Below are 25222 nucleotides of genomic sequence, written 5' to 3'. Positions count from 1 at the left end.
GCTAGAATTGGAAGTAGAGGAACTCGGTGACCTTGTTCATGCTGACCAGGCAGCAGACGAACAGCGCCGCCATGCCCAGGCTCCAGGCCGTGGCCGGATGCCAGGCCACGGCGGGCCGGTGCAGGCGCTGGAATATTCTTTCAATCGCGGGCTCGTATTGAAAGAATATTTCTTGGGTGTTGGGCGCCAGAAAGGCCAGCGCGGCCGCCAGCGCCAGGGTCGGCACGCCGGGCGCGCCGAAATCGATCCAACGGATGCCGTCGAAGGCCGGATGCAGGCCCAGCCGGGCGAAGGCCGGCGCCAGGTCGGCCATGCCGTGCGGCAGGCCGATGCCGTTGGCGCCGACCAGCGCCGCCAGGATGTTGCCGGCCGTGTGCAGATCGGGTGCGCGGAACACCACCCAGGCCAGCAGCACCGCCAGGAAGGTCAGCGCGGCGCCGCCCCGGCCGGGCGGGCGGGCGCCGGCCAGCCGGCGCCAACCCTGGTGCAGCACCAGATAGGCGCCGTGCAGGCCGCCCCAGGCGACGAAGGTCCAGCCGGCGCCGTGCCACAGGCCGCCGAGCAACATGGTCAGCATCAGGTTGCGGCAACGCCGCGCCGCGCCGCCGCGGTTGCCGCCCAGTGGAATGTACAGGTAGTCGCGCAGGAAGCGCGACAGCGTCATATGCCAGCGGCGCCAGAACTCGGCGATGTTGGCGGCCCGGTAGGGCGAGTTGAAGTTCAGCGGCAGCTTGACGCCGAACAGGCGCGACAGGCCGATCGCCATGTCGGAGTAGCCGGAGAAGTCGAAGTACAGCTGGAAGGTGTAGGCCAGCGCGCCTATCCAGGCCTCCAGCAACGGCGGCTCGGCGCCGGCGGCGAACACCGGGCCGACCAGCGGCGACAGGTTGTCGGCGATCAGGATTTTCTTGGCCAGGCCGAGCACGAAGATCGACAGGCCGACGGCGAAGTTGCTGGCCTGCGGCCGCGCCGCCCGCGGGTCGGCGAACTGCGGCATCATCTCCTTGTGGTGCAACACCGGCCCGGCGATCAGGTGGGGGAAGTAGCTGACGAACAGGACGTAATGGACCGGGCGGAACTCGCGCACCTGGCCGCGGTAGCAGTCGACCAGGAAGGCGATCTGCGTGAAGGTGAAGAAGGAGATGCCGATCGGCAGCACGACGCTCCAGGCCTGCCAGTCGGCGCCCAGGGCGCGCGCCGTGTCGACGAAGAAGTTGGCGTACTTGTAGTAGGCCAGCAACAGCAGGTTGGCGGCGACGGCGGCGGCCAGGCGGCGCTTGCGGCCGGCGCCCGCCGCGCCGGCGATGGCGCGCGCGGCGCCGAAGTTGACGCCGATCGAGGCCAGCAGCAAAGGCAGGTAGCGCCAGTCCCAACACCCGTAGAACAACAGCGAGGCCAGCGCCAGCCAGGCGGCCGACCAGCGCGCGCCCAGCAGGAAGTAGCCGGCCAGCACCGCCGGCAGGTAGAACAACAGGAAGCCGAAGGAGTTAAACAGCACAATCGACGCCCTCCGGCAGCGCCAGCAGCTCGACATAGCAGCGCGCGATCGCCGCCGCCACCCGCGGCCAGCTGTATTCGGCCACCAGGGCGCGCACGGCGGCCCGCTCCGGCGGCGCGTCGGCCAGCGCGCAGACGGCGCGGCGCTGGCCGGCGCCGTCGTTCCAGCCGATCTGGCGCAGCGCGAAGCCGGCCCCGGGCAGTTCGAGCGCGCTCTGGTCGGTCATCACCACCGGCGTGCCGCTGGCCAGCGCCTCGAGCACCGTCAGCGGCATCACCTCGCCCTGGCTGGGCAGCGCCAGCACCGAGGCGGCCGCGTAGGCGCTGGCCAGCAGCGGATCGTCGTGCTCGACCTGGCCCAGCCAGCGCACCCCCGGCGTGTGCAGCAGCGACTGCAGATAGCCCTGGTCGGCGCGCTGGGCGCTGCCGATCAGCACCACCGGCAGGCCGGCGCCGGCCAGCGCGCGCACCAGGCCGAGCTGGTTCTTGTACGGCGAGATGGCGCCGACCATCAGCACGAAGACTCCAAGCCGCTGCGGTGGCGGAACAGGGCGCCGTCGGCGTGGAAGAAATGCGGGCTGACGCCGTTGGGCAGCACGCGGATCTTCGCCTCGTCGATCAGGAAGCCGGCGCGGATGGCGTCGCGCTCGGGCCGGCCGAGGGCGATCACCAGCCGCGCCAGCTGCAGCGCCCGCTTCGACTGGGCGTAGCTGGTCTGCACGTTCCAGTCGGTCAGGCGGCCGGCCAGGCGGTCGGCCAGGCGGGCGCGCCAGCCGGCGGCGCGGTTCCAGACCGGCGACAGCAGGGGCGACAGCACCACCGGCACGCCGGCGTCGCAGGCCGACTCGACGATGCGGTGGTTGCCGTTGATGGCCGAGAAGACATGGATCAGGTCGTAGCTGGCCAGCCGGTCGCGGTTGGGGTCGACCAGCTCGACGCGCATGCGCGGCAGCGCCTCGTCGCGCAGCCGGTTGAGCGCGGCGATGGTTTCGCGCACCTGGATCTGCAGGCCGCCCTCGCGCTGGAACAGCATCGGATACGACAATATGCCGATACGCATCACCGCCCTCCCTCACTTGACCAGCAGCGCCCAGGCGCGGCGCCGGGCCAGCGCGAACTCGGCCGCCAGCGGATGGCGCAGCAGGCCGATGCCCAACAACCACAACAGCAAGGCCGCCGCGCCGGCCAGCGCCAGCCGCGCCGGGCCGTCCGGCAGCGCCGGCCAGTGCCGCGCCAGCGCCGCGCCGGCGCAGCTGAGCGCGGCGAGCGGCGCGCTGCGCGCCACCGCCAGCAGCAGCTCGCCCCAGCGCAGTCCGGCCAGGCGGGCCAGGCAGCGGTAGGTCAACCAGCCGCGGTACAGGGCGCCCAGCACCACCGCCCAGGCCACCCAGTACAGGCCGAAGGGCGCCGCCAGCAGCAGCGCCGCCACCCGCACGGGCACCGCCGCCGCGTCCAGCCCGGCCTGGGCCTTGACCTGGCCCAGCGCCACCAACAGATAGCGGGCCATGCTGAACATGCTATAGAAGGCCGAGGAAAAACACATGACCCGTATCAAGGGCGCCGCCGCCCGCCATTGCGGCCCGTACAACAGGTCCAACAAAGCGTCGGCCATCACGCCGACGAAGCCGAAGAACGGCCAGGCCAGCGCGGTGATGTAGGCGACGGTGGTCAAATAGGCCTGCTTGGCGTCGAGGCCGCCGCGCGCGCGCGCCGCGTACAGCGGGAACACCACCGGCGAGACGGCGCTGGTGACGGCCTGGTTGAACAGCCCGAGCAGACCGTTGGCCTTGCCGAAGATGCCGACCTCGGCCACGCCGATCATGCGGCCGATGACCAGTTCCGGCGCCGCCACGCCGGCCTCGTCGACCAGGCCGCCGGCGGTCGAATAGGCGCCGAAGCGCAGCACCGCCGCGATGCCGCGCCGGCCCGGCCACAGCGCCGCGCCCGCCGGACGGCAGCACAGGCTGGCGCAGGTCGCCGCCAGCGTGCCGGCCAACGCGCCGCAGGCCAGGCTCAGGGCGCCGAAGCCGAGCAGCGCCAGCGCCACCGAGCAGCCCAGCTGCGCCAGGCTGTGCGTCAGGTTGATCGAGAAGATCGCGGCGAAGCGCATCCGCCGCCGCAACAGCGGCAGCGCGACGGCGCTGTACGGCACCAGCGCGACGTTGAGCGCCAGCAGTTGCAGCACCGCGCGCAGGGCGGGCTGGTGGTAGAAGCCGGCCAGCGCCGGCGCCAGCAGCACCAGCAGCGCCGCCAGCGGCCAGGCCACCAGCAGGCTGGCGCCGAGGGCGGCGCGCAGCTTGTCCGGCGTCAACTCCTTCTCCTGGATCAGGTACTGGCCGACGCCGAAGTCGCGCACCACCTGGGCCATGCCGACCAGCACCGCCGCCACCGAGTAGACGCCGATCTCGGCCGGCGTGAGCGCCCTGGCCAGCACCATCGAGCCGAGCGTGGCCAGCAGCAGCAGCAGGTACTTCTCGGCGAAGGAGAACAGCAGCGACCGCCGCAGCGCGCTCACCGGGCCGCCTCACAGCAGGCCGCGGTAGAAGGCGGCGATGCGCTCGCCCACCAGCGCCTGGGCGTACTTGGCCTGCACCTCGGCGCGCGCCAGCCGCCCCATGCGGGCGCGCCGCGGCGCGTCGGCCAGCAGCGCGGCGACCGCCGCCGCCGTCGCCGCCGGGTCGTCGGCCGGCACCAGCAGGCCGCCGGCGCTGCCGCGCAGCACGTCGGCCGTGCCCGGCACCTCGCTGCCCACCACCGGCACGCCGCAGGCCATCGCCTCGATGGTGGCGATGCCGAAGCCCTCGGTGCTGCTGAGCAGCAGGTGCAGGTCCAGCGCCGGCAGCCATTGCTCGACGTCGCGCTGGAAGCCGGCGAACAGCACGCGCCCGGCCAGGCCGTCGCGCTCGGCCCGGGCGCGCAGCTCGGCCTCGAGCGGGCCGTCGCCGATCAGCACCAGATAGAGGTGGGGAAAGCGCGGCAGCAGGGCCGCCAGCAGCGCCAGCAGCAGTTGCGGCCGCTTCTGCCGGGCCAGCCGGGCGGCGCTGCCCAGCAGCAGCGCGCCGGACGGCAGGCCGAGGCGCAGCCGCGCCTCGGCCCGCCGCGCCGCCGAGGGCCGGAAGCGCGCCGTGTCGACGCAGTTGGGGATCACCGCCAGCCGCGCCGTGGCCGGCAGATAGTCGCGGTACAGGGCGAGGAAGTGCTGCATGGCCGAGTCCGACACGGCGTAGACCCCGCGCACGCCGGCGAAGGCCTGGCGCAGCAGCGGCCGGTGCCAGTCGCCGACCTGGACCGGCGGAAAGGCGTTGTGCACGCTGACCACCGCCGCCAGGCCGCAGCGCCGCGCCAGCCACAGCGCCGAGGCGCCGTAGTGGGTCCAGCAGAAGGCGACGTGGACCAGGTCGGCGCGGCGCCGGCGCAGCGCCAGCCAGCTCCAGCAGCGCGCCCGCCACAGGTTCAGCCGGCGCCAGCGCCATTGCTCGAAGAAGCACGGCGGCGCGAACGCCGACACCTCGAGGCTCTCGCGGCGCAGCCCGCCGGCCCAGGCCTCGAAGCCGGCGAAGCGCGGCAGCGCCAGCGCGCTGCGGTAGCCGGCCGCCGCCAGGAAGCGGCACTCCTGCGCCATGCGCAGCTCCATGCCGCCCAGCCCGCCGGAATAGCTGGTGAGCAGCACCTTCTTGCCGCCCCGCGGCGGGCCGAGCCAGGCCTCGCGCGCGTAGCCGCCCAGATAGGCCAGCTCCCAGCGGTGGCCGAAGCGGCGCCCGGCGTCGCCGCGCGCGCCCAGCCAGCCGAGCGCCTCGAGCAGCGCGCGCTTGTACATCCAGCGCGGCAGGCCCAGCAGTTCCGGGAAGACGCCGGGCGCGTCCTGGCGGAACTTGCCGCGGCCGAAGCGCCAGGCGCGCCGCAGGATGTCGGCCGCGCCCAGCTGGGCCGGGCGGATGTGGTGGGCCACCACCGCCGCCGGCACGAACCAGCTGCGTTGGCCGGCCGCGTGCAGGCGCCGGGTCAGCTCCGTCTCGCTGCCCATGGCGTAGGAGGCGCCGTTCGGCCCGACCGTCTCGTCGAAGCGGTGGCCGGCCTCGAACACGGCGCGGCGCACCGCCATGTTGGCGCCCCACACCAGGCCCGGGCACACCGGCCCGGCGGCCCGGCCCGGCGCGGTCAGGCCGTAGGTCAGCCCGAGCGGCACCCGGCGCAACACCCAGTCGGGCGGCGCCGCGCCCCAGTCGGCGACGATGGCGCCGCCGAACACGGCGAAACCGGCTTGGGCGGCGGCCGCCTCGCTCAGCCGCAGCAGCCAGTCCGGCCGCGGCGCGGCGTCGTCGTCGCTGAACACCAGCAGCTCGGCGCCGTCGCCGGGCGCGGCCAGCGCCGCCGCCAGGCCGGTGTTGAGCGCCGCGTTCTTGCCGCGCCTGGCCTCGCGCAGCACCTGCAGCGGCAGCCGCCCGGCGTAGCCGGCCGCCAGCGCGGCGGTGGCGTCGTCGCTGTCGTTGTCGACCAGCAACAGACGCCAGCCGCCGGCCGGCGCGCTGAGCCGGCAATACGCGTCCAGCACGGCGGGCAGGGTCGCGGCGCCGTTGTGGCTGGCCATGAGAACGGTCAACAAGCGCGCTACTCCTCTGTCATAAGATGGTTGGGCGGCCGAGAGTCCAGTGTACTGAGCGGCGCCCCCACTCCGTTGAGCAACATCAACAAGATCCCCCCATGCGCGACGTCCTGGTCACCCTCATCGTCTTCGGCAGCCTGCCGCTGATCCTGCGCGCGCCGGCCGTCGGCGTCCTGATGTGGGTGTGGATCAGCGTGATGAACCCGCACACCCAGGGCTGGGGCTTTGCCCAAACCTTCCCCTTCGCCTACGTGATCGGCGTCGCCACCCTGCTCAGCCTGGTCGTCGCCCGCGGCCCCGAGGCCTGCCCGCGCTGCCCTGCACCTGGCTCCTGCTCGCCTTCATCGCCTGGATGAACGTCACCACCCTGTTCGCCCTGTTCCCGGCGGCCGCCTACGGGCAGTGGAACAAGGTGATGAAGATCATGCTGATGAGCCTGGTGACGATGATGGCCATCCGCAGCCGCCGGGACGTGCACCGGCTGATCTGGGTGCTGGTCGTCTCGCTCGGCTACTACGGCGTCAAGGGCGGCGTGTTCACCGTGCGCAGCGGCGGCACCGAGCGCGTCTGGGGGCCGGAGGGCAGCTTCATCGGCGACAACAACGCCATCGCCCTGGCCCTGATCATGACCATTCCGCTGATGTACTACCTGCACCAGAACACGCCGCGGCGCTGGCTGCGCCACGCCCTGACCGGCGCCATGCTGCTGTCGGCGCTGGCCGCGCTGGGTTCCTATTCGCGCGGCGGCCTGCTGGCCATCGCCGCGATGGTGCTGTTCATGTGGTTCAAGAGCGGGCGCAAGCTGATGCTCGGCAGCATCGTCTCGCTGGCCGTGCCGCTGCTGCTGGTGTTCATGCCGGCGCGCTGGAGCAGCCGCATGGACAGCATCGGCGACTACCAGGTCGACGACTCGGCCCAGGGCCGCATCAACGCCTGGCGCATGGCCTACAACCTGGCGCGCGACCGCTTCTTCGGCGGCGGCTTCGAGATCTCCGAGCCGTCCACCTTCCTGCGCTACGCGCCCAACCCGACCGACGTGCACGCCGCCCACAGCATCTACTTCCAGGTGCTCGGCGAGCACGGCTTCGTCGGCCTGGCCCTGTACCTGCTGCTCGGCGTGTTGACCTGGCGCATGGCGGCGGCCATCGCCCGCCTGGGCGCCGGCCGCGACGAGTGGCGCTGGGCGGCCAGCCTGGCGACGATGGTGCAAGCGAGCCTGATCGGCTTCGCCGTCGGCGGCGCCTTCCTCAGCCTGGTCTACTACGACGTGCCCTATTATTTGATGGCGGCGCTGGCGGCCGTGCGCGTGCTGATGCGCGACGCGCGGCCGGCGCCGGTGCCGCCGGTCGGCGCCCGCGCCGCCAAGAGCCGGACGGCGCGCGGGACGGCGCGCTCAATGGGCGACTGAGCTGCCGGGCGGGCGGGGGCGGCCGACGGTGCGCGCCGTGGCCGCTGGCCCCGGCGCAGCGGCACGGCGGGCCGCGGCGGCATACGGACGGACGGACGGACGGCCCCGGCGACGCCGCGCCGCGCCGGCCCCGGCTCAGGCGCCGTTTTTGACGCCGAGCACCACCGTGTACGGCGTCGCCACGTGGCCGAGGAAGCGCAGCGGCGGCAGCCGCCGCAGCAGGCGGATCGCCGCGCCCGCCAGGCGGCCGTGCTGGCCCAGGTCCATCATGTCGAAGCGGTCCATGCTGCGCACGCCGAGCCGCGCCAGGTGGCGGCGCAGGCCGTAGTAGGTGAACCAGTTGACCGCCGGATAGGTCGCGTAGCCGGCCAGGTCGGGCCGGGTGGTGCGCGCCAGATGCTCGAAGCGGTGCTTCAGCACGGCCGGATACCAGGAATACAGCGGCAGGGCGAACTCCTCCTGGCGCGGGCACAGGCGGTTGCTGGTGCTGACGAACAGCGCGCCGCCGGGGCGCAGCACGCGCACCATCTCGGCCAGGCAGGCGCTCCAGTCGGCCACGTGCTCGAGCAGCTCGGGGGCGATGCACAGGTCCATCGAGGCGTCGGCCCAGGGCAAGGCGGTGGCCGAGGCGACGCTGAACTCGATCGCCAGGCCGGACTGCTCGGCGCGCCGGCGCGCCAGCCCGACCAGCGCCTCGTTGATGTCGGCGCCGCGCACGCGGTGGCCCTTGTCGGCCCACAGCCGCGCCTGGGTGCCGGCGCCGCAGCCGATGTCGGCCACGTCGAGCGGCCCGGCCGGCGCGCCCAGCGCGCGCAGCAGCGTGCTCTGGATGGTCAGGAAGCGCTGCCGCGCCAGCGCGCCGCCGCTCTGCTTCTCGTAGTAGCTGTAGAAATCCTCGTGCCCGCCGGTGTTCCAGGCCGCTTCATCCTTGGCGTATTTCGAGCTCATCATGGGCCTCCTCGGGGGGGTGAACGGCCGTCTCGCGTTGCCCGAACCACTGTTCGAGCATCATCAGCACCCAGACCATGGTGCCGTGGTGGCCGGGATGGCGCGGCAGATGCCGCCCCAGCAGCGTATCGATGAAGTCGGCGCGCACGATGCGGCGTGCCTTCAGGTCGCTCAGGCTGTCGTAGGCCAGCGCCTGCAGGCCGGCGTGCCGCTGCAGCCAGTGGCCGAGCGGCAGGCCGAAGCCGTGCTTGCGCTTGCGCAGCACGGCGCCCGGCAACACCTCGCGCAGCGCCTGCTTGAAGAAGGGCCGCAGCCGGACGCCGTCCAGCTTGTGCCGGGGCGCCAGCCGCGCGGCGAAGGCCACCAGGGCGTCGTCGAGCAGCGGATAGCCGACCTCGACGCCGGCCAGCTCGCAGGCCTTGTTGACCTTGGGCAGGTCGTTGTCGGCCAGCGTGAAGCGCAGGTCGAGCGCCAGCAGGCGGTTGATCTGGCTCAGCCCGTGGCTCTGCGAGTAGGCCTCGGCCAGCTGGCCCAGCGGCGCGCCGGCGTCGACCTCGGCGAGGAAGTCGCGCTCCAGCACCTGGCCCGGACCGTAGCCCTGCAGCAGGTTGTGGCTCCCCAGCCGGGCCGGCATGGTCAGCACCGCCTGCTCGATGTAGCGGCGCGCCTTGCGCAGCAGCGCCGGCCGTTCGCCCGTCAGCAGACGGAACAGCAGCGGTTCGAGCAGCGCCTGGCGCAGCACCGCCGGCAGCCGCTCGTAGCGCGCCAACACCGCCTGGCGGGCGTAGCGTTCATTGCCGCCGAACAACTCGGCGCCGCCGTCGCCGCCCAGCAGGCGGTGCACGCCGTCGGCCCGCGCCATCTGGGCGCAGTAGAAGGCCGGCACCGCCGCGGCGTCGCCGAACGGCTGGTCGAACACGGCGGCGAGGCGCGGCACGGCGGCGACCACCTCGTCGGCCGTCACGCGGTGCTCGTGGTGGACGCTGCCGACGTGGCGCGCGGCCAGCCGGGCGTTGGCCGCCTCGTCGTAGCCGGGCACGTCGAAGCCGATCGAATAGGTGCGCGCCGGCGCGCCGCCGACCCGGCCCAGCATGGCCGCCAGGGTCGAGCTGTCGGTGCCGCCGCCGAGGAAGGCGCCGACCGCGTGGGCGCCGGCGGCGCGCCGCACGGCCGCCTCGAGCAGGCCGATCAACTCGTCGCGCTGCGGCGCGAACGGGCGCGCCGCCGCCTCGTCGTAGTCGATCTGCCAATAGCGGCCGCGCCGCGCCGCGCCACGGCGGAAGTGCAGATACTCGCCGGGCAGCAGGCGGCGGCAGTCCTGGTGCACGGTGGCCGGCCCCGGCACCGTGTGGAAGTACAAATAGTTGTAGAGCGACTGGGGGTCGAGCTCGCGCCGCGCCTGCGGATGGGCCTGCAGGGCGTTGAGCGAGGAGGCGAACAGCAGGTCGCCGTCGCGGCACTGGTACTGCAGCGCGTGGCAGCCGGCCCGGTCGACCGCCAGCAGCGCCTGGCCGTTGACGCTGTCGAGCAGGCACAGGGCGAACGGGCCGGACAGCGCGGCGCACACCTCCAGACCGCGCTCCTGCCAGCGCTGGGCCACGGCGGTGGCGACGTCGCCGCCGGCGCCGGCCAGCTGCGGGCGGCCCCACAGCGCCACCAGCAGGCCGTCGCGGCTGTGCAGGTGGGCGCTGCCGGCGTGGGCGGCGACGGCCAGCGCGCCGCCGTCGGCCAGCAGGGTCTGCAGCGGCGCGCCGTCGAAGCGGTGCAGCTCGCGCGCCATGCGCAGCAGGCGCATCGACGGCGCGCCGGCCGGCGTGCCCATGCCGGCGCGGCGCCGGCCGGCGCCCAGCCAGCCGCAGACGCCGCTCATGCCGGCACCTCCGGCGCCGGCGGCGGGGCGCGGCGCGGCGCCGGAACGGCGGGCCGCCGCGGGGGGCCGCCGGAGTTGCTCGCGGGCTGGGGCTGGGGGGACTGCGCCATGGGCCTATCCTTTATGGGTGCCGGATTGAAAGTCGACGCGTCCGCCGGCCGGGCGCCGAGCCGGCGCGGCGAAGTCCGCTAGCACCTATGATTGGGACAAAACGCCGGCACGACCTTGATGTTAATCAAGCAACACAGCGTCTTGAGTTCGCTCAAGCCCGCCGCCGCCGCCCCGGTGTCTAATCGAGGCGTCGATACTCCCTGCCACCGCGACCGCCATGTCGATCACCGCCCGCCTCCACCGCAGCGTCGTGCAACTCGGCTGGCGCGACGCCGCCTGGTACGCGCTGGAGCGCCTGCTGGCCCTGCTGTCGGGCGGCCGCTGGGCGCTGTTCCGCTACCATATCGTCGCCCAGGCCGTCGCCGCCGCCCCGCTGTGCCCGGGGCGCGGCGCCGACATCGAGGTGCGCCTGCTGGCCGGCCTCGGCCAGGCCCCGCCCGGCTATCCGCGCCCGGCCGAGGTGTTGCGCCAACGCTACCAGCAGGGCGCGCAGAGCCTGGCGGCCTACCGCCGGGGCGAGCTGGTCGGCTTCCTCTGGTTCCTCGCCGGCGCCTACCAGGAGGACGAGGTGCGCGCCCGCTACCTGCTGCCGGCCGCCTGCGCCTGGGACTTCGACGTCTACGTGCGCCCGGACGAGCGGCTCGGCTGGGCCTTCCGCCGCCTGTGGGACGAGGCCCAGCGCCTGCTGCGCGCGCGCGGCGTGCGCTGCAGCTGCAGCCGCATCTCCGCCTTCAACGCCGCCTCGCTGCGCGCCCACGCCCGCCTCGGCGCGCGCCGCCTGGGCAGCGCCACCTTCCTGCGCTGCGGCCGCTGGCAGTGGATGCTGGCCAGCCTGGCGCCCTACGTCCACCTGTCGCGCCGCGACAGTTCGTTTCCACTACTGCGGCTCGACGCCGGCATCCCCGCCGACGGCCGCCCCCAGGAGCCGCCATGCCAATCGAACAAGTCCGTCTGATCCTCGGCGACGCGCTGGGCTTGGGCCAGTTGCGCCTGGACGAGCACGCGCCGCTGCTGGGCGCCGTGCCCGAGCTCGACTCGATGGCGGTGGCCGGCGTGATCGCCGCCCTCGAGCAGCACTTCGGCATCGAGGTGCACGACGACGAGATCAGCGCGCGGCACTTCGCCACCCTCGGCAGCCTGAGCGCCTTCGTGCGCGGCAAGCTCTCGCCATGAACCCGCAGGCCCGCGCCGAACGCTTCCTGTGCCACGGCTGCTGGCTGGTCGGCGTCGTCCACCTGCCGCCGCGTCCCGCCGCGCGCGGCCTGCTGATGGTCACCGGCGGGCCGCAATACCGCGCCGGCAGCCACCGCCAGTTCGTCCTGCTGGCGCGCCAGCTGGCCGCCGCCGGCATCGCCGTGATGCGCTTCGACTACCGTGGCATGGGCGACAGCGAGGGCGCGCCGCGCGACTTCGAACGCATCGACGACGACCTGGCGGCGGCGGTGCTGCATTTCTGCCGCGTGGTGCCGGCGCTGCGCGAGCTGGTGCTGTGGGGCCTGTGCGACGGCGCCAGCGCGGCCGCCTTCTACGCCCCGGCCGACCCGCGCGTGAGCGGCCTGGTGCTGCTCAACCCCTGGGTGCGCACCGCCCAGGGCATGGCCCGCGCCACGCTGCGCCACTACTATCTGGAGCGCCTGGCCGAGGGCGAGTTCTGGCGCAAGCTGGCCGCCGGCCGGCTCGGCCTGCGCGCCAGCCTGGCCTCGCTGCGCGAGCTGGCGCGCCAGGCCGCCGGCGCGCGCGCCGAGGCCGGCCTGCCCGAACGCCTGCGCCTGGCGCTCGAACGCTTCCCCGGCCGCGTCCTGTTCATCCTCGGCGGCGCCGACCTGGGCGCGCGCGAATTCTCCGCCCTGCCCGACAGCGACCCGGGCTGGCGCGCCCTGCTCGCCTCGCCGCGCGTGCGCCAGGTCTGCGTGGCCGGCGCCAACCACACCTTCGCGCGCGCCGACTGGCGCGCCGCCGTCGCCAACCACAGCCACGACTGGATCACATCATGGTGAAACGCGTGTTGATGGTCGCCTTCCAGTTGCCGCCGATGCGCGGCGACGCCGGCGTGCAGCGCACGCTCAACTTCGCCCGCCACCTGCCGGCGCAGGGCTGGCAGGCACAGTTGCTGAGCGCCGGCGTGCGCGCCTATCCACAGCGCGACCCGGCGCCGCCGGCCGCCGCCGAGCCCGACGCCGGCCCGGCCCTGTCGGTGCGCCGCAGCCTGGCGCTCGACGCCGCGCGCCACCTCGCGCTGGGCGGGCGCCACCCGGACTGGCTGGCCCAGCCCGACCGCTGGGTCTCCTGGTGGCTGAGCGCCGTGCCGGCCGGCCTGCGCCTGATCCAGCGCCAGCGCCCGCAGCTGATCTGGTCCTGCCATCCGATCGCCAGCGCCCACCTGATCGCCCTGACGCTGCACCGCCTGACCGGCATCCCCTGGGTGGCCGACCAGCGTGTCGCCCTGGGCGGCGACACCGAAGCGCCGGCCGAGCGCACCCGCCGCATCCACCATTGGCTCGAGCAAAAACTGGCGCGCCACTGCGCCGCCATCGTCTGCAGCGCGCCCGGCGCCGTGCGCGAGCACCAGCGCCGCCTGCCCGAACTGGCCGCCGAGCGCCTGGCGCTGATCCAGGACGGCTACGACGAGGCCGACTTCGCCGCCGCCCAGGCCCCGCGCCCGGCCGGCGGCGGCGCCGTCTTCCGCCTGCTGCACAGCGGCCGCATCTATCCGCACGGGCGCGATCCGCGCCACCTGTTCGCCGCCCTCGAACGCCTGCGGGCCGACGGCGAGATCGGCGCCGCCAACTTCCGCCTGGTGCTGCGCGGCAGCGACGCCGACGACTACCTACGCCCCCTGCTGGCCCGCTTCGGCATCGAGCCGCTGGTCGAGCTGGCCCCGCCCCTACCGCACCGCGAGGCGCTGGCCGAGATGCTCGCCGCCGACGGCCTGCTGCTGCTGCAGGCCTCCGCCTGGAACGGGCGGATTCCCGCCAAGCTGTACGAATACCTGCGCGCGGCGCGGCCGGTGCTGGCGCTGACCGACCCGGCCGGCGACACCGCCGCCACGCTGCGCCAGGCCGGCATCGACACCATCGGCGTGCTCGACAGCTCGGCCGACATCGCCTCCTCGCTGCTGCGCTTCCTGCGCCTGGCGCGCCAGGGCCAGGCGCCGTCGGCCCGCCCGGCCCTGGTGGCGCGCCACACGCGCGCCGCCCGCGCGCAGGAGCTGGCCGCGCTGTTCGACCGCCTGCTGCTGGAGGCCGACCGGCAGGCGGCGCCGGCGGCGGCGAAATGAGCCGGCCGCGCCGCGCCGGCGCGCCGAGGCGAAACCGGGGCCGGACCAAGGCGGCCATGAGGAGAACGGCATGACATCCATCCGCAACGCCGCGCGCGGCGCCGCCATTCTGCTGTGCCTGGCCGCCGCCGACGCGGCCGGCGCCCCGCCGGCGCGCGACTGCGGCCAGCTGATCCGCCGCGAGCCGGGCGGCGACTACACCGACCCCACCGACCGCCAGGGCCTGCCGCTGGTCGAGCAGTTCCACTTCACCGCCGACGTCGAGCGCCTGGTGCGCGGCGCCTCCGACACCATCGGCGCCGACCTCGGCTACACGCTCGAGCACTACCCCAACCACCACCGCGCGCTGGCCGCGATGGCGCGCCTGGCGCTGCGCGGCAAGAACAGCCGGCCGCTGGGCGCGCGCTACACGGTCGAGTGCTATTTCGACCGCGCGCTGCGCCTCAAGCCGGACGACGCCAAGGTCCACGCGCTGTTCGGCGGCTACCTGCTGGCGCTCGGCCAGGAACCGGCCGCGCTGGAGCAGTTGCGCGAGGCGGCCCGGATCGAGCCGGAGAACGCCACCGCCCAATACAACCTCGGCCTGCTCCACCTCAAGCAAAAGGACTACGCCGCCGCCCGCGCCTCGGCCGAGCGCGCCTACGCGCTGGGCTTTCCGCTGCTCGGCCTGAAGAACAAACTGAGCGCGCTCGGCCACTGGCGGGAGCCGGCACGCCCCTAGCCGGCCCACGCCGGCCGGCGCCCCTCGCCGGGGTCGGTTCGAAGGCCGCAGCCGGGGCTTGCCCGCGCGCGCGCCCGCGCCGTGGCGCCGGTCGCGCTACTTCAGGCCGTGGTGGCCCATCAGGTCGTACAGCGTGGGCCGGCTCACGCCCAGCAACTCGGCCGCCTTGACGATGTTGCCGTCCGCCCGGGCCAGCGCCCGCACCATGACGCGGTACTCGGCCGCGTCGCGCGCCTGGCGCAGGTTGACGCTCTCCTCGCCGGCCGGCAGGTCCGGCAGGCCCAGGTCGTCGACGCCGATCAGCGGCCCGTCGGCCATGATCACGGCGCGCTTGATGCAGTTCTCCATCTCGCGCACATTGCCCGGCCAGTGGTGGGCCTCGACGGCGGCCAGCGCGTCCGGGCTGAAATGCAGGTGGCCGCGCGCCTCGCTGGCGCAGAACTTGTTGCGGAAGTGGTGCGCCAGCAGGGCGGCGTCGCCGACCCGCTGGCGCAGCGGCGGTATGCTCAGCACGATCTCGCTGAGGCGGTAGAACAGGTCCTCGCGGAAGCGTCCGGCCTCGGCCAGGGCCTTCAGGTTCTGGTGGGTGGCGCAGACGATGCGCACGTCGACGCCGATCTCGCTGCGCCCGCCGACCCGCTCGATGACCCGCTCCTGCAGGAAGCGCAGCAGCTTGGCCTGCAGGCCCAGCGCCATGTCGCCGACCTCGTCGAGGAAAAAGGTGCCGCCGTGGGCCAGCTCGATCTTGCCCAGCGTCTGCCGCGCGGCGCCGGTGAAGGCGCCCTTCTCGTAGCCGAACAGTTCGCTTTCGAGCAGCTGCTCGGGGATCGCCGCGCAGTTGATGGCGACGAAGCGCTTGTCGTGGCGGTTGCTCAGCTTGTGCAGGCCGCGCGCGATCAACTCCTTGCCGCTGCCCGAGTCGCCCAGCAGCATCACGCTGGCCGACGACGGCGCCACCTTCTCGACGCTGCGGCACAGCTTGAGCATGGCCGGGTCGCGGCTGACGATGCCGCCCAGCGGCGAGTCGGCCTCGATCTGCAGCATGCGCCGGTTCTCCTGCTGCATGGCGTGCAGGAAGAAGGCGCGCTCGACGACCAGGCCGAGCAGGTCGGCGTCGACCGGCTTCTGGTGGAAGTCGTAGGCGCCCATGGCCACCGCCTTGAGCGCGTTGGCGCGCTCCTGGTTGCCCGACAGGATGATCACCTTGGTGTCCGGCGCCGCCGCCAGCATCTGCTGCAGCAGCGCCAGGCCCTCGCCGGCGCCGTCCGGCTCGGGCGGCAGGCCCAGGTCCATCGTCACCACCGCCGGCTGGTGCCGGCGCAACTGGGCCAGCGCCGTCTCGCGCCGGTCCGCCAGCACCACCTCGTAGGCGTCGAAGCTCCAGCGCAGCTGGGTTTGCAGGCCGCGGTCGTCCTCGACCACCAACAGTTTCTTCTTCGTCATCGCTGGTCTCCCCCGCGCCCGCCGCTCAGGCCGCCGCCGCCGCCACATGCAGCGGCAGCAGCACGCGGAAGGTGGTGCCCCGCCCCGCCTCGCTGCTCACCGCCAACTCGCCGCCGACCTCGCGGATGTACTCGCGGCTCTCGAACACGCCGATGCCCATGCCGGCCGCCTTGGTCGACTCGAAGGGCTTGAACAGGCGCTCGCGGATGAATTGCTCGCTCATGCCCTGGCCGGTGTCGCTCAGCTCGATCAGCGCCGACTCGCCGGCGCGCAGCAGGCGCACCGCCACGCTGCCGTGGCGCGGCGTCGCCTCGACGGCGTTCTGGATCAGGTGGCCCAGCACCCGCTCCAGCCGCGCCCAGTTGGCCAGCACGCACAGCCCCGCCGCGGCCACCTCCAGCGTCGGTTGCGGCTCCTGCCCGGCGCGCGTGCGCACCGCCTGCGCCAGCAGCTGGTCGAGCGCCAGCGGCGCCGGCAGCTCCTGCGTCTCGCTGCGCCTGAGCTTGCGCAGCAGCAGGTTCATCTTGTCGACCGAATAGCCCAGCGTGGCCAACATGTCGCGCTGGAACTCCGGCTTGGCCTGGTGCTTCTCGGCGTTGCTCAGCAACAGCGACAACTGGGCCACCAGGTTCTTCAAGTCGTGCACGATGAAGGTCGACATGCGGTTGAAGGATTCGAACTGGCGCGCCACCGCCAGCGAGTCGGCCGACTCGCGGTGGGCCAGGTAGCTGGCCGCCTGGCTGGCGGCGATCTTCAGCACGTCGCTGACCTCCCAGTCGAGCGCGATGCGGGTGCGCGGCCGCGCCAGCGCGATGAAGCCGAACAGGCGGCCGTGCAGCATCATCGGCACCAGCAGCCACAGCTGTGCGGCCGCGTCCAGCCAGGCCGGCAGCTCGAGCCGGCCGTGCCGACCCGGCTCGGCGCGGCAGGCGGCCAACTCCAACACCCACTGGCGCGCCTCGAGGAAGCGGCACAGGGCGCCGGCCAGCGGCTCGCGCGCCGTCTGCGGCGCCATGTTCCAGCTGGCCGCCGGCGCGCAGCAGCCGTCCTCGTCGCGCCGCAGCCACAGCGCGCCGGCCGGACTCTCGACCAGCGCCGCCACCGCCTGGATGCTGCGCTCGGCCAGCGCCGGGCCGTCCTCGGCCAGCGCGCGGGTGATGCGCAGCCACTCCTGGCGGTAGTCGTAGCTGCCCTGGTAGAAATGCTTGCTGATGAGCACCTTCAAGGTGGCCCGCACGGCGCCCGAGAACAGCACGCCTGCCAGCAGCATGGCGGCGCCGAACAGCGAGGCCAGTTGCATCAGCGGCCCCCAGGCGCCGCCCACGTAGCGCAGATAGTAGGCGCTCGAGGCCATCGCCAGCAGGTACAGGGCCGCCCCCACCAGCGCCGCCGAGCCGAAGATCACCTGGCGCGACAGGGCCAGGCCGGTGGTCCAGGCCGGATTGCGCGCCGCCGACAGCGCCAGCAGGGGCACGCTCAGGGCGTCGACGACGCCGCGCGCCGCCCAGATTTCCGGGTTCAGCCGGCGGAACAGCAAGGCGTCGCTGTACAGGTAGAAATCATAGGCCGACAAGGCGCCTATGCCCAGGCAGGCGAACTTGGTGCTCCAGCGTTCGCGCGACTCGGTGTTGCGGTACAGCTGCTCGACCAGCAACATGCCCAGCACCGCCAGCAGCAGGCGGGCGCCGATGGCGCCCTGCAGCCAGGCCCGCGGGTGCGCCGGCCACGGCGGCAGCTGGCCGGCGGCCAACTGCGCGGCGGACAAGGCGGCGACCAAGCCCAGCCAGACGCGCAGGCGCAGGCCGCCGCAGCCCTGCAGCCGCAACAGCAACAACAACCAGCCCACCGAGCGCAGCAGCTCGGGCAGCACCTGCAGCGGCGCGCCCGGCGGCGCCGCCATGCCGCCGGCCGCCGTCGCGGCGGCCCACAGCACGGTCAGCGCGCAGGCGGCGCCGAGCGCGCCGGCGTGGCGCCGCGCCCGCCAATGGCTCAGCAGCGCGGCGGCCAGCGCCAGGAAGGCGGCGGCGGCGACGCCATGGCTGAGCGCGGCGATGCGCTCGGCCGGCCAATCGGCCAGCAGCGCCACCATCATCTGCCACCCTTGCCGAACAACACCACCTGCACCGTGTCGACCAGGATCAGCAGGTCGAGGAACAGGCTGTTGTTTTTCACGTAGTACAAGTCGTATTGCAGCTTGCGCACGGCGTCGTCGACCGAGGCGCCGTACTGGTAGCGCACCTGGGCCAGGCCGGTGATGCCCGGCTTGATGCTGTGCCGCACGTTGTAGTACGCCACGTCGCGGCACAGCTGCTCGACGAAAAAGCCGCGTTCGGGGCGCGGCCCGACGAAGCTCATCTCGCCCTTGAACACGTTGAGCATCTGCGGCAGCTCGTCGATGCGCAGCTTGCGCATCCAGTGGCCGACACGGGTCGCGCGCGGATCGTCGGCGGCGGCCCAGGCCGGCTTGCCGTCGCCCTCGGCGTCGACCCGCATGCTGCGGAACTTCAACACCCGGAAGACGCGCCCGTGCAGGCCGACCCGCTCCTGCTGGTAGAACACCGGGCCGCCGTCCTCGGCGCGCACGCACAGCGCCGCCAGCAGCATCACGGGCAGGCTCAGCAGGCAAATGGCGCCGCTGGCCAGCAGGTCGAAGGCGCGCTTGACGCCGGCGCGCAGGAAGCTCTGGTCGAAGCCGCCGCCAAAGATCAAATAGCTCGGTTGCAGCGAATCGATGCGGATCTGGCAGGCCTCGCGCTCGAAGAAGGCGGCCGCGTCGGTCACCGCCACGCCGCCCAGCGCGCACTCGAGCAGCTGGCGCACCGGGAAGGCGCCGTTGCGCCGGTCGGCCACCGTCACCACGATCTCGCGCGCCTCGTGCTGGCGCGCCAGCGACAGCAGCGACTGCCCGGCCGGCAACAACAGGCCCGGCGCCACGCAGCGCGGCTCGCCGGCCACCGCCACGCAGCCGACCACGTTGAACCGGTGCAGGCCGAGCCGCTCGGCGGCCAGCTCGACGCACTCGCGCGCGATGGCGCCGTCGCCCACCAGGATCAGCCGCTCCTCGAGCATGCCCGACTGCGCCGAGGTGTACACCACCAGCCGCGCCAGCAGCACGCCGAGCGCGCCCAGGCCGAACACCAGGCTGCCGGCGCGGCCGAAATGGATCGCCGGCACCAGTTGCACCAGCACGCTGAGCAGGGCGAAGCCGAGGGCGAACGAGGGCATGATGCGGACCAGGTTGTGGCGCAGGTCGCCGCGCGGGTGGTGCTGGTACATGCCCAGCGTGCTCATGCTGAACACCAGCACCAGGGCGAAGGCCAGCGCCGACAGGTAGGGGTTGCCGGCCGCCCCGCCGCGGTGGCCGTCGAGCCACATCAGCGAGGCGCCGCTGGCCGCGCTGAGCAGGATCAACAGCTCCAGCAACAGCAGGGTGAACGCCATCCTCGACACGTAATGGTGGAAAATCCTGATCACGACCGCCTCCCCACCCCCGCCGGCCGGGGGTGCCTCCATCATGGCGGACTGATGCCGCCAGCGCCTTGAGGCGCCACAATGGCCACAACGCGCCAGATCAATACGCTTGCAAATCGCTCCTTGCATGACAGGCGCATGACAAATGGTCTATAGTCATGGATCTTTACAGACTTCATCCCACACCATGAAATTTGATGTTGCTATTGTCGGCAGCGGACTGGCCGGCCTGTCGGTCGCCCTGCACCTGGCCGAAACGCGCACGGTCGCGATCATTTCCAAACGTGCCCTGCAGGACGGCGCCAGCAACTGGGCCCAGGGCGGCATCGCCGCCGTGCTCGACTCCGGCGACAGCCACGGCCAGCACATCGACGACACCCTGGTGGCCGGCGGCGGCCTGTGCGACGAGGGCGCCACCCGCTACATCGTCGAGGGCGGCCGCGAGGCGATCGAATGGCTGATCGCCCAGGGCGTGCCGTTCACCCGCGACGACACGGCCGAGCTCGGCTTCCACCTGACCCGCGAGGGCGGCCACAGCCAGCGCCGCATCATCCACGCCGCCGACGCCACCGGCCACGCCGTCCAGATGACGCTCGAGGAGAAGGTGCGCGCCCATCCGAACATCAGCCTGTTCGAGCACCACTGCGCGATCGACCTGATCACCTCCGACAAGCTGCAACTGTCCAAGGACGGCCGCCACACCCAGCCCAAGTGCCACGGCCTCTACGTGCAGGACGAGCAGAGCGGCCAAGTGCTCACCTTCGCCGCCGAGCACACCGTGCTGTGCACCGGCGGCGCCGGCAAGGTCTACCTGTACACCACCAACCCCGACACCGCCAGCGGCGACGGCATCGCCATGGCCTGGCGCGCCGGCTGCCGCGTCTCGAACATGGAGTTCATCCAGTTCCACCCGACCTGTTTGTACCACCCCTACGCCAAGTCCTTCCTGATCACCGAGGCGATCCGCGGCGAGGGCGGCCTGCTCAAGCTGCCGCCCGAGGCCGGCGCCGCCGCCGGCACCCGCTTCATGCTGGCCCACGACGAACGCGCCGAGCTGGCGCCGCGCGACGTGGTGGCGCGCGCCATCGACTTCGAGATCAAGAAGCGCGGCCTGGACTACGTCCACCTCGACATCAGCCACAAGCCGGCCGCCTTCCTGATCGAGCACTTCCCCACCATCTACGCCCGCTGCCTCGAGCTGGGCATCGACATCACCAGGCAGCCGATCCCGATCGTGCCGGCCGCCCACTACACCTGCGGCGGCGTGGTCACCGACCTGGCCGGGCGCACCGACCTGCCCGGCCTGTACGCCGTCGGCGAGACCGCCTGCACCGGCCTGCACGGCGCCAACCGGCTGGCCAGCAACTCGCTGCTCGAATGCCTGGTGATCGGCCGCGCCTGCGCCACCGACATCGTCGCCAAGGAGAAGGCCGAGGTGCCCTACCTGCCCGACTGGGACGAGAGCCGCGTCACCGACGCCGACGAGGAGGTGGTCATCTCGCACAACTGGGACGAGCTGCGCCGCTTCATGTGGAACTACGTCGGCATCGTGCGCACCACCAAGCGGCTCGAGCGGGCCCAGCACCGCATCGCCCTGCTCAAGGAGGAGATCGACGAGTACTACCAGAACTTCCGCATCACCCACGACCTGCTCGAGCTGCGCAACCTGGTCGACGTCGCCTCGCTGATCGTCAACAGCGCGCTGCAGCGGCGCGAAAGCCGCGGCCTGCACTTCAGCCGCGACTATCCGGACACGCTGCCCAAGGCGCTGCCCAGCGTGCTGACGCCGAAGCGCCCGCCGCGCGCCGGCAAGCACTAGGGCGCCCGATGACGGCCCCGGTCAAGGCGCGGCTGCTGCCGCCAACGCTGGTGCAGGCCCAGCTCGACGCCTTCAACGCCCACGACGTCGACGCCCTGCTGGCCATCTACGCCGACGACGCCAGCCTGTTCCAGCATCCCGACGAGCTGCTGGCCCGGGGCGCCGAGCAGATCGGCGCGCGCTTCCGCGCCCGCTTCGCCGCCGCCCGGCCGCGGGCGCGCCTGCTGCACCGCATCGCCATCGGCAATCACGTGATCGACCAGGAGGTCGTCGACGCCTGGAGCGACGACGGCTGGAGCAGCACCGAGCTGGTCGCCAACTACGAGGTGCGCGACGGCCGCATCGCCCGCGCCTGGTTCATCAGCGGTTCCAGCACCACGCTGCGGCCGGCGCAGCGCGCCGACATTCCGCGCCTGGAGGCGCTGATCCGCCGTTCCGCCCTGGCCCTCAGCGCCGGCTACTACAGCGCCGCCCAGGCCGCGGCGGTGACCGAGCACGTGTTCGGCGTCGACACCCAGCTGATCGACGACCAGAGCTACTTCATCGTCGAACGCGACGGCGCCGCCGTCGCCTGCGGCGGCTGGAGCCGGCGCCGCACCCTGTTCGGCGCCGACCGCAGCAAGACCGGCCCCGATCCCCTGCTCGACCCGGAGCACGAGGCGGCCCGCATCCGCGCCTTCTTCGTCGCCCCCGAGGCCGCCCGCCAAGGGCTGGGCCGGCGCCTGCTCGCGCACTGCGAGCAGCAGGCCGGCGCCGCCGGCTTCCACGCGCTCGAGCTGGCCGGCACCATGCCCGGCGTGCCGCTCTACCTGGCCTGCGGCTTCGCCATGGTCGAGGAGTTCGAGATCGCCCTGCCCGGCGACATCCGCGTGCCGCTGGCGCGCATGCGCAAGGCCATCGCGCCGCACGCCCCGGCCGACTGAGGCCGGAGGCGCGGCGCGCCGCAACGCACACCCGCGACAACGGCGGGCGCGGCCACCCGGCTGGTTGTCGCGGCCGGGGCGATGCGCGCTACGGCGTGTTGACCTCGAGCCGCTGCCCCAGCTTTTTCAGCGTGCCGGCGTCGACCATGGCGTTGAAGGCGGCGTCGAAGCCGGCGCGCAGCGCCTCGTGGCCGGCATCGCGCGGAAAGGCGAAGTAGCCGTCCAGTATCTCGATCGCCGGCAGCATCGGGCTGACCCGGCCCGCCAGACCCAGCGCGGCGACCACCGGCTCGGTGTTGCGGCGGTTGGTGGCGAACAAGTCGACCCGCTGGAGGCTGAGCATCTTCAGGCCGCTCTCGACCGAGTTGGCCACGCTGACCCGCAGTCCGCCGCGCGCCGCGCCAAAGCGCTCGCCGTAGGCCCAGCCGTTGAGGATGACGATGCGACGGTCCTTCAGCGCGCGGTAGTCGCCGTGCCATTCGACCTGGTTCTCGCTGTGGTGGTAGAACACCATTTGATCCCGGTAGAAGGGGCGCTGCGAGAACGCCATCGCGGCCAGCCGCTCGGGCGTCTTGTAGGGGCCGACGAGGATGTCGGCCTGGCCCTGGCTGACCATGGCCTGGGCGCGCGGCCAGGGATAGATCTCGAAGCGCACCGTGTCGTCGAGCTGGTGCGCCACCATCCGCACCAGCTCGACGCCGATGCCGCTGAATTCGCCGTTGGCGCCGCGCTCGTAGACGCGCTCGAAATGCGCCCCCACCACCAGCCACTCGCGCGCCACGGCCGGCGCGCAAGCCACCGCCCACGCCGCCAGCGCGATGCCGGCACGCAAACAAATACGGCTGCGCCGGCGCGCCGGCGATCGAGCAGAATTCAAGGTCACCCCAGGGATGGTGTTGCCAGCAGGAACATACTACCGATGCGCCATGATAAGCCTATCGGCGCCCCGGCACGACGGCCGCGGGCCGCGCCGGGCCGGGCCGCGCCGTAAAAACAACGCGTCCGGCGCGGCGGCGGCGCCGGCCGGCCGCGCCCGCCGCCCGCCTCAGCCGACGATGCGCAGCGAGTAGTCGGTGGCGCGGACGTCCTTGGTCAGGCTGCCGATCGAGATGCGGTCGACGCCGGTCTCGGCGATCGCCCGCACGGTGTCGAAGTTGATGCCGCCGGAAGCCTCCAACAAGGCGCGGCCGGCGTTCAGCTTGACCGCCGCGCGCATCTGCTCGGTGCTGAAGTTGTCCAGCAGGATGGAGGTGGCGTCGGCGGCCAGCGCCTCCTCCAACTCGGCCAGGGTTTCCACCTCGACCTGGATGGTCACGCCCGCCTCGAGCCGTTTGGCGGCGACCACCGCCGCCGTCACGCCGCCGGCCGCCGCGATGTGGTTCTCCTTGATCAGGATGCCGTCGTACAGCGCCAGACGCTGGTTCTGTCCGCCGCCGACCCGCACCGCGTACTTCTGCGCCAGGCGCAAACCGGGCAAGGTCTTGCGCGTGTCCAGGATCGCCGCCGAGGTGCCCGCGACCACGTCGACATAGCGCCGCGTCACCGTCGCCACGCCCGACAGCAACTGCAGGAAGTTCAGCGCGCTGCGCTCGGCCGTCAACAGCGCGCGCGCCGGCCCCTCGATGGTGCAGACCAGGCTGTCGGCGGCCATGCGCTCGCCCTCGGCGTAGTGCCAATCGATGCCGATGCTGGCGTCCAGGCAGTGCATCACGCCTTCGAACCAGGGCGCGCCGCACAACACGGCGTCCTCGCGCACGATGACGCGGGCTTGCGCCCGGCCGCCGGCCGGCACCAGCTTGCCGGTCAGGTCGCCGCTGCCGACGTCCTCCAGCAGCGCCGCCAGCAGATTGGCCTGGAAGGCCGATGTCAGCGCCGCGTTGAACGGCGCGAATGCGTTGCGCAGGGTACTCATGCTGGACCTATTCCCGAAAACAGTTTGGTTTCTTGCGCCAGGTCGGCGCCCGGCCGCACCTTGGCCTTCTTGGCGGCGGCGAAATCGAGCATGCGCTTGATCGAACGCACCGCCAGTTGGCCGACCCGGGGATCGACCTGGATCTCGTTGTTCATGTTCTGCAGCACGTCGGCCAGGTTCCGCAGGCCGTTCATCGCCATCCACGGGCAATGCGCGCAGCTCTTGCAGGTGGCGCTGTTGCCGGCGGTGGGCGCCTCGATGAAGCGCTTGCCCGGCGCGGCGGCGCGCATCTTGTGCAGGATGCCGTTGTCGGTGGCGACGATGAAGGTGTCGGCGTCCATGTCGACGGCGGCGGCGATCATCTGCGAGGTCGAGCCGACCATGTCGGCCTGCGCCACCACGTTGGCCGGCGACTCCGGATGCACCAGCACCTTGGCGTTCGGATACTCGGCCTTCAGCAGGTCCAGTTCGACGCCCTTGAACTCGTCGTGCACCAGGCAGGAGCCCTGCCACAGCAGCATGTCGGCGCCGGTCTGCTGCTGGATGTAGGAACCCAGATGCTTGTCCGGCGCCCAGAGGATTTTTTTGCCCTGCGCGTGCAGGTGGGCCACGATGTCCAGGCCGATCGACGAGGTCACCATCCAGTCGGCGCGCGCCTTCACGGCCGCGCTGGTGTTGGCGTAGACCACCACGGTGCGCTCCGGATGGGCGTCGCAGAAGGCGGTGAACTCGTCGGCCGGGCAGCCCAGGTCGAGCGAGCAGGTGGCGTCCAGGTCGGGCATCAGGATGCGCTTTTCCGGACTGAGGATCTTGGCCGTCTCGCCCATGAAGCGCACGCCCGCCACCACCAGGGTTTTGGCGGCGTGGTCGCGGCCGAAGCGGGCCATTTCCAGCGAGTCGGAGACGCAGCCGCCGGTTTCCTCGGCCAGGTCCTGCAGGTCGGCGTCGACGTAGTAGTGGGCCACCAACACTGCCCCGCGCTCCTTGAGCAGGCGCTTGATGCGTTCCTTGAGGGCGGTTTTCTCGGCGGGGGAAGGTGTCGCCGGCGTGCGCGCCCAGGCGTGGGCGGTGCAGCTGGCGCCGTCTTGGGGATGTTCGTACTCGACGGACTTGATCGGTAAAGTTTGCATGGTGTTCGGTAACGTGTTGGCGACGTACAGAGGACCTACACTATCGCACATTGCGGCGGTTTCCGCCCGCGCCGGCGCCAAGCGGCAGG

At 72.7% G+C, this 25222-nt stretch carries 22 protein-coding genes; 9 read left to right on the top strand and 13 right to left on the bottom strand.

Going from position 1 to position 25222, the window contains the following annotated elements; translation table 11 throughout:
* Position 1: 1 nt before the first annotated feature.
* Genes QC826_RS13190 through QC826_RS13170 form a run of 5 tightly spaced genes read right to left on the bottom strand, consistent with a single transcriptional unit; the run spans position 2 to position 6100 of the window.
* Positions 2 to 1498 (bottom strand): MBOAT family protein, encoded by a 1497-nt coding sequence (locus tag QC826_RS13190; protein ID WP_279766009.1) that lies wholly within the window; start codon positions 1496 to 1498, stop codon positions 2 to 4.
* Positions 1488 to 2009: a glycosyltransferase gene (locus QC826_RS13185; protein ID WP_279766472.1), complete on the bottom strand. Its 522-nt coding sequence runs from the start codon at positions 2007 to 2009 to the stop codon at positions 1488 to 1490. Before QC826_RS13185 ends, QC826_RS13190 begins: the two co-directional genes overlap by 11 nt.
* On the bottom strand, positions 2009 to 2557 hold the full coding sequence (locus QC826_RS13180; protein ID WP_279766008.1) for a hypothetical protein: 549 nt from the start codon (positions 2555 to 2557) through the stop codon (positions 2009 to 2011). Before QC826_RS13180 ends, QC826_RS13185 begins: the two co-directional genes overlap by 1 nt.
* A gap of 12 nt (positions 2558 to 2569) precedes the next feature.
* Positions 2570 to 4012 carry an oligosaccharide flippase family protein gene (locus QC826_RS13175; RefSeq protein WP_279766007.1) on the bottom strand — a complete coding sequence of 481 codons (1443 nt, stop codon included), beginning with the start codon at positions 4010 to 4012 and terminating at the stop codon, positions 2570 to 2572.
* Between the two features lie 9 nt (positions 4013 to 4021).
* Positions 4022 to 6100, bottom strand: coding sequence for a glycosyltransferase (locus QC826_RS13170; protein WP_279766006.1), 2079 nt, complete (start codon positions 6098 to 6100; stop codon positions 4022 to 4024).
* A gap of 98 nt (positions 6101 to 6198) precedes the next feature.
* On the opposite strand from QC826_RS13170, the gene QC826_RS13165 reads away from it, so the two are divergent.
* Complete coding sequence (locus QC826_RS13165) at positions 6199 to 6456, top strand: DUF5935 domain-containing protein (protein WP_279766005.1); 258 nt, start codon at positions 6199 to 6201, stop codon at positions 6454 to 6456.
* Positions 6453 to 7508 (top strand): putative O-glycosylation ligase, exosortase A system-associated, encoded by a 1056-nt coding sequence (locus tag QC826_RS13160; RefSeq protein WP_279766004.1) that lies wholly within the window; start codon positions 6453 to 6455, stop codon positions 7506 to 7508. Before QC826_RS13165 ends, QC826_RS13160 begins: the two co-directional genes overlap by 4 nt.
* Before the next feature lie 135 nt (positions 7509 to 7643).
* Here the strand turns inward: QC826_RS13160 and QC826_RS13155 are convergent, their stop codons facing one another.
* Both QC826_RS13155 and QC826_RS13150 read right to left on the bottom strand, forming a co-directional pair.
* Positions 7644 to 8459: a class I SAM-dependent methyltransferase gene (locus QC826_RS13155; RefSeq protein ID WP_279766003.1), complete on the bottom strand. Its 816-nt coding sequence runs from the start codon at positions 8457 to 8459 to the stop codon at positions 7644 to 7646.
* Positions 8431 to 10326: an asparagine synthetase B family protein gene (locus QC826_RS13150; RefSeq protein ID WP_279766002.1), complete on the bottom strand. Its 1896-nt coding sequence runs from the start codon at positions 10324 to 10326 to the stop codon at positions 8431 to 8433. Before QC826_RS13150 ends, QC826_RS13155 begins: the two co-directional genes overlap by 29 nt.
* 328 nt (positions 10327 to 10654) lie before the next feature.
* Here QC826_RS13150 and QC826_RS13145 point away from each other — a divergent pair, with 328 nt between their 5' ends.
* From QC826_RS13145 to QC826_RS13125, 5 genes are all read left to right on the top strand, one after another.
* Positions 10655 to 11392 (top strand): GNAT family N-acetyltransferase, encoded by a 738-nt coding sequence (locus tag QC826_RS13145; protein WP_279766001.1) that lies wholly within the window; start codon positions 10655 to 10657, stop codon positions 11390 to 11392.
* Positions 11368 to 11610, top strand: a complete 243-nt coding sequence (locus tag QC826_RS13140) for an acyl carrier protein (protein ID WP_093389632.1) — start codon at positions 11368 to 11370, stop codon at positions 11608 to 11610. Before QC826_RS13145 ends, QC826_RS13140 begins: the two co-directional genes overlap by 25 nt.
* A complete protein-coding gene (locus QC826_RS13135) occupies positions 11607 to 12434 on the top strand; it encodes a hydrolase 1, exosortase A system-associated (RefSeq protein WP_093389631.1) in 828 nt (275 codons plus the stop codon). The genes QC826_RS13140 and QC826_RS13135 overlap by 4 nt, the downstream gene beginning before the upstream one ends.
* The gene (locus tag QC826_RS13130) at positions 12428 to 13714 is read left to right on the top strand and encodes a glycosyltransferase (RefSeq protein ID WP_279766000.1); all 1287 of its coding nucleotides are present in this window, start codon (positions 12428 to 12430) and stop codon (positions 13712 to 13714) included. Before QC826_RS13135 ends, QC826_RS13130 begins: the two co-directional genes overlap by 7 nt.
* 70 nt (positions 13715 to 13784) lie before the next feature.
* Positions 13785 to 14435, top strand: a complete 651-nt coding sequence (locus tag QC826_RS13125) for a tetratricopeptide repeat protein (RefSeq protein WP_279765999.1) — start codon at positions 13785 to 13787, stop codon at positions 14433 to 14435.
* Positions 14436 to 14531: 96 nt separating this feature from the next.
* On the opposite strand, the gene prsR is transcribed toward QC826_RS13125, so the two are convergent.
* From prsR to QC826_RS13110, 3 genes are read right to left on the bottom strand one after another with little or no spacing between them, the layout of a single operon-like run.
* Positions 14532 to 15878 carry a PEP-CTERM-box response regulator transcription factor gene (gene prsR, locus QC826_RS13120; protein WP_279765998.1) on the bottom strand — a complete coding sequence of 449 codons (1347 nt, stop codon included), beginning with the start codon at positions 15876 to 15878 and terminating at the stop codon, positions 14532 to 14534.
* Positions 15879 to 15903: 25 nt separating this feature from the next.
* Positions 15904 to 17970 (bottom strand): XrtA/PEP-CTERM system histidine kinase PrsK, encoded by a 2067-nt coding sequence (prsK, locus tag QC826_RS13115; protein WP_279765997.1) that lies wholly within the window; start codon positions 17968 to 17970, stop codon positions 15904 to 15906.
* The gene (locus tag QC826_RS13110) at positions 17967 to 19352 is read right to left on the bottom strand and encodes a TIGR03013 family XrtA/PEP-CTERM system glycosyltransferase (RefSeq protein WP_279765996.1); all 1386 of its coding nucleotides are present in this window, start codon (positions 19350 to 19352) and stop codon (positions 17967 to 17969) included. The genes prsK and QC826_RS13110 overlap by 4 nt, the downstream gene beginning before the upstream one ends.
* Positions 19353 to 19536: 184 nt before the next feature.
* On the opposite strand from QC826_RS13110, the gene nadB reads away from it, so the two are divergent.
* Positions 19537 to 21168: an L-aspartate oxidase gene (gene nadB / locus QC826_RS13105; protein ID WP_279765995.1), complete on the top strand. Its 1632-nt coding sequence runs from the start codon at positions 19537 to 19539 to the stop codon at positions 21166 to 21168.
* Positions 21169 to 21176: 8 nt separating this feature from the next.
* Positions 21177 to 22091, top strand: a complete 915-nt coding sequence (locus QC826_RS13100) for a GNAT family N-acetyltransferase (RefSeq protein ID WP_279765994.1) — start codon at positions 21177 to 21179, stop codon at positions 22089 to 22091.
* A gap of 88 nt (positions 22092 to 22179) precedes the next feature.
* Here the strand turns inward: QC826_RS13100 and QC826_RS13095 are convergent, their stop codons facing one another.
* The 3 genes from QC826_RS13095 to nadA form a co-directional block, all read right to left on the bottom strand.
* Positions 22180 to 22923, bottom strand: a complete 744-nt coding sequence (locus QC826_RS13095; protein WP_279765993.1) for an ABC transporter substrate-binding protein — start codon at positions 22921 to 22923, stop codon at positions 22180 to 22182.
* A gap of 213 nt (positions 22924 to 23136) precedes the next feature.
* The gene (gene nadC, locus QC826_RS13090; protein ID WP_279765992.1) at positions 23137 to 24003 is read right to left on the bottom strand and encodes a carboxylating nicotinate-nucleotide diphosphorylase; all 867 of its coding nucleotides are present in this window, start codon (positions 24001 to 24003) and stop codon (positions 23137 to 23139) included.
* A complete protein-coding gene (gene nadA / locus QC826_RS13085) occupies positions 24000 to 25133 on the bottom strand; it encodes a quinolinate synthase NadA (protein WP_279765991.1) in 1134 nt (377 codons plus the stop codon). The genes nadC and nadA overlap by 4 nt, the downstream gene beginning before the upstream one ends.
* Between the last annotated feature and the right edge of the window lie 89 nt (positions 25134 to 25222).

Source organism: Rugamonas sp. DEMB1, assembly GCF_029834475.1.
GTDB classification, from domain to species: domain Bacteria; phylum Pseudomonadota; class Gammaproteobacteria; order Burkholderiales; family Burkholderiaceae_D; genus Rugamonas; species Rugamonas rubra.
The sequence above is the reverse complement of the archived record's forward strand: the minus strand, read 5'-3'. Positions and strand labels throughout refer to the sequence as shown.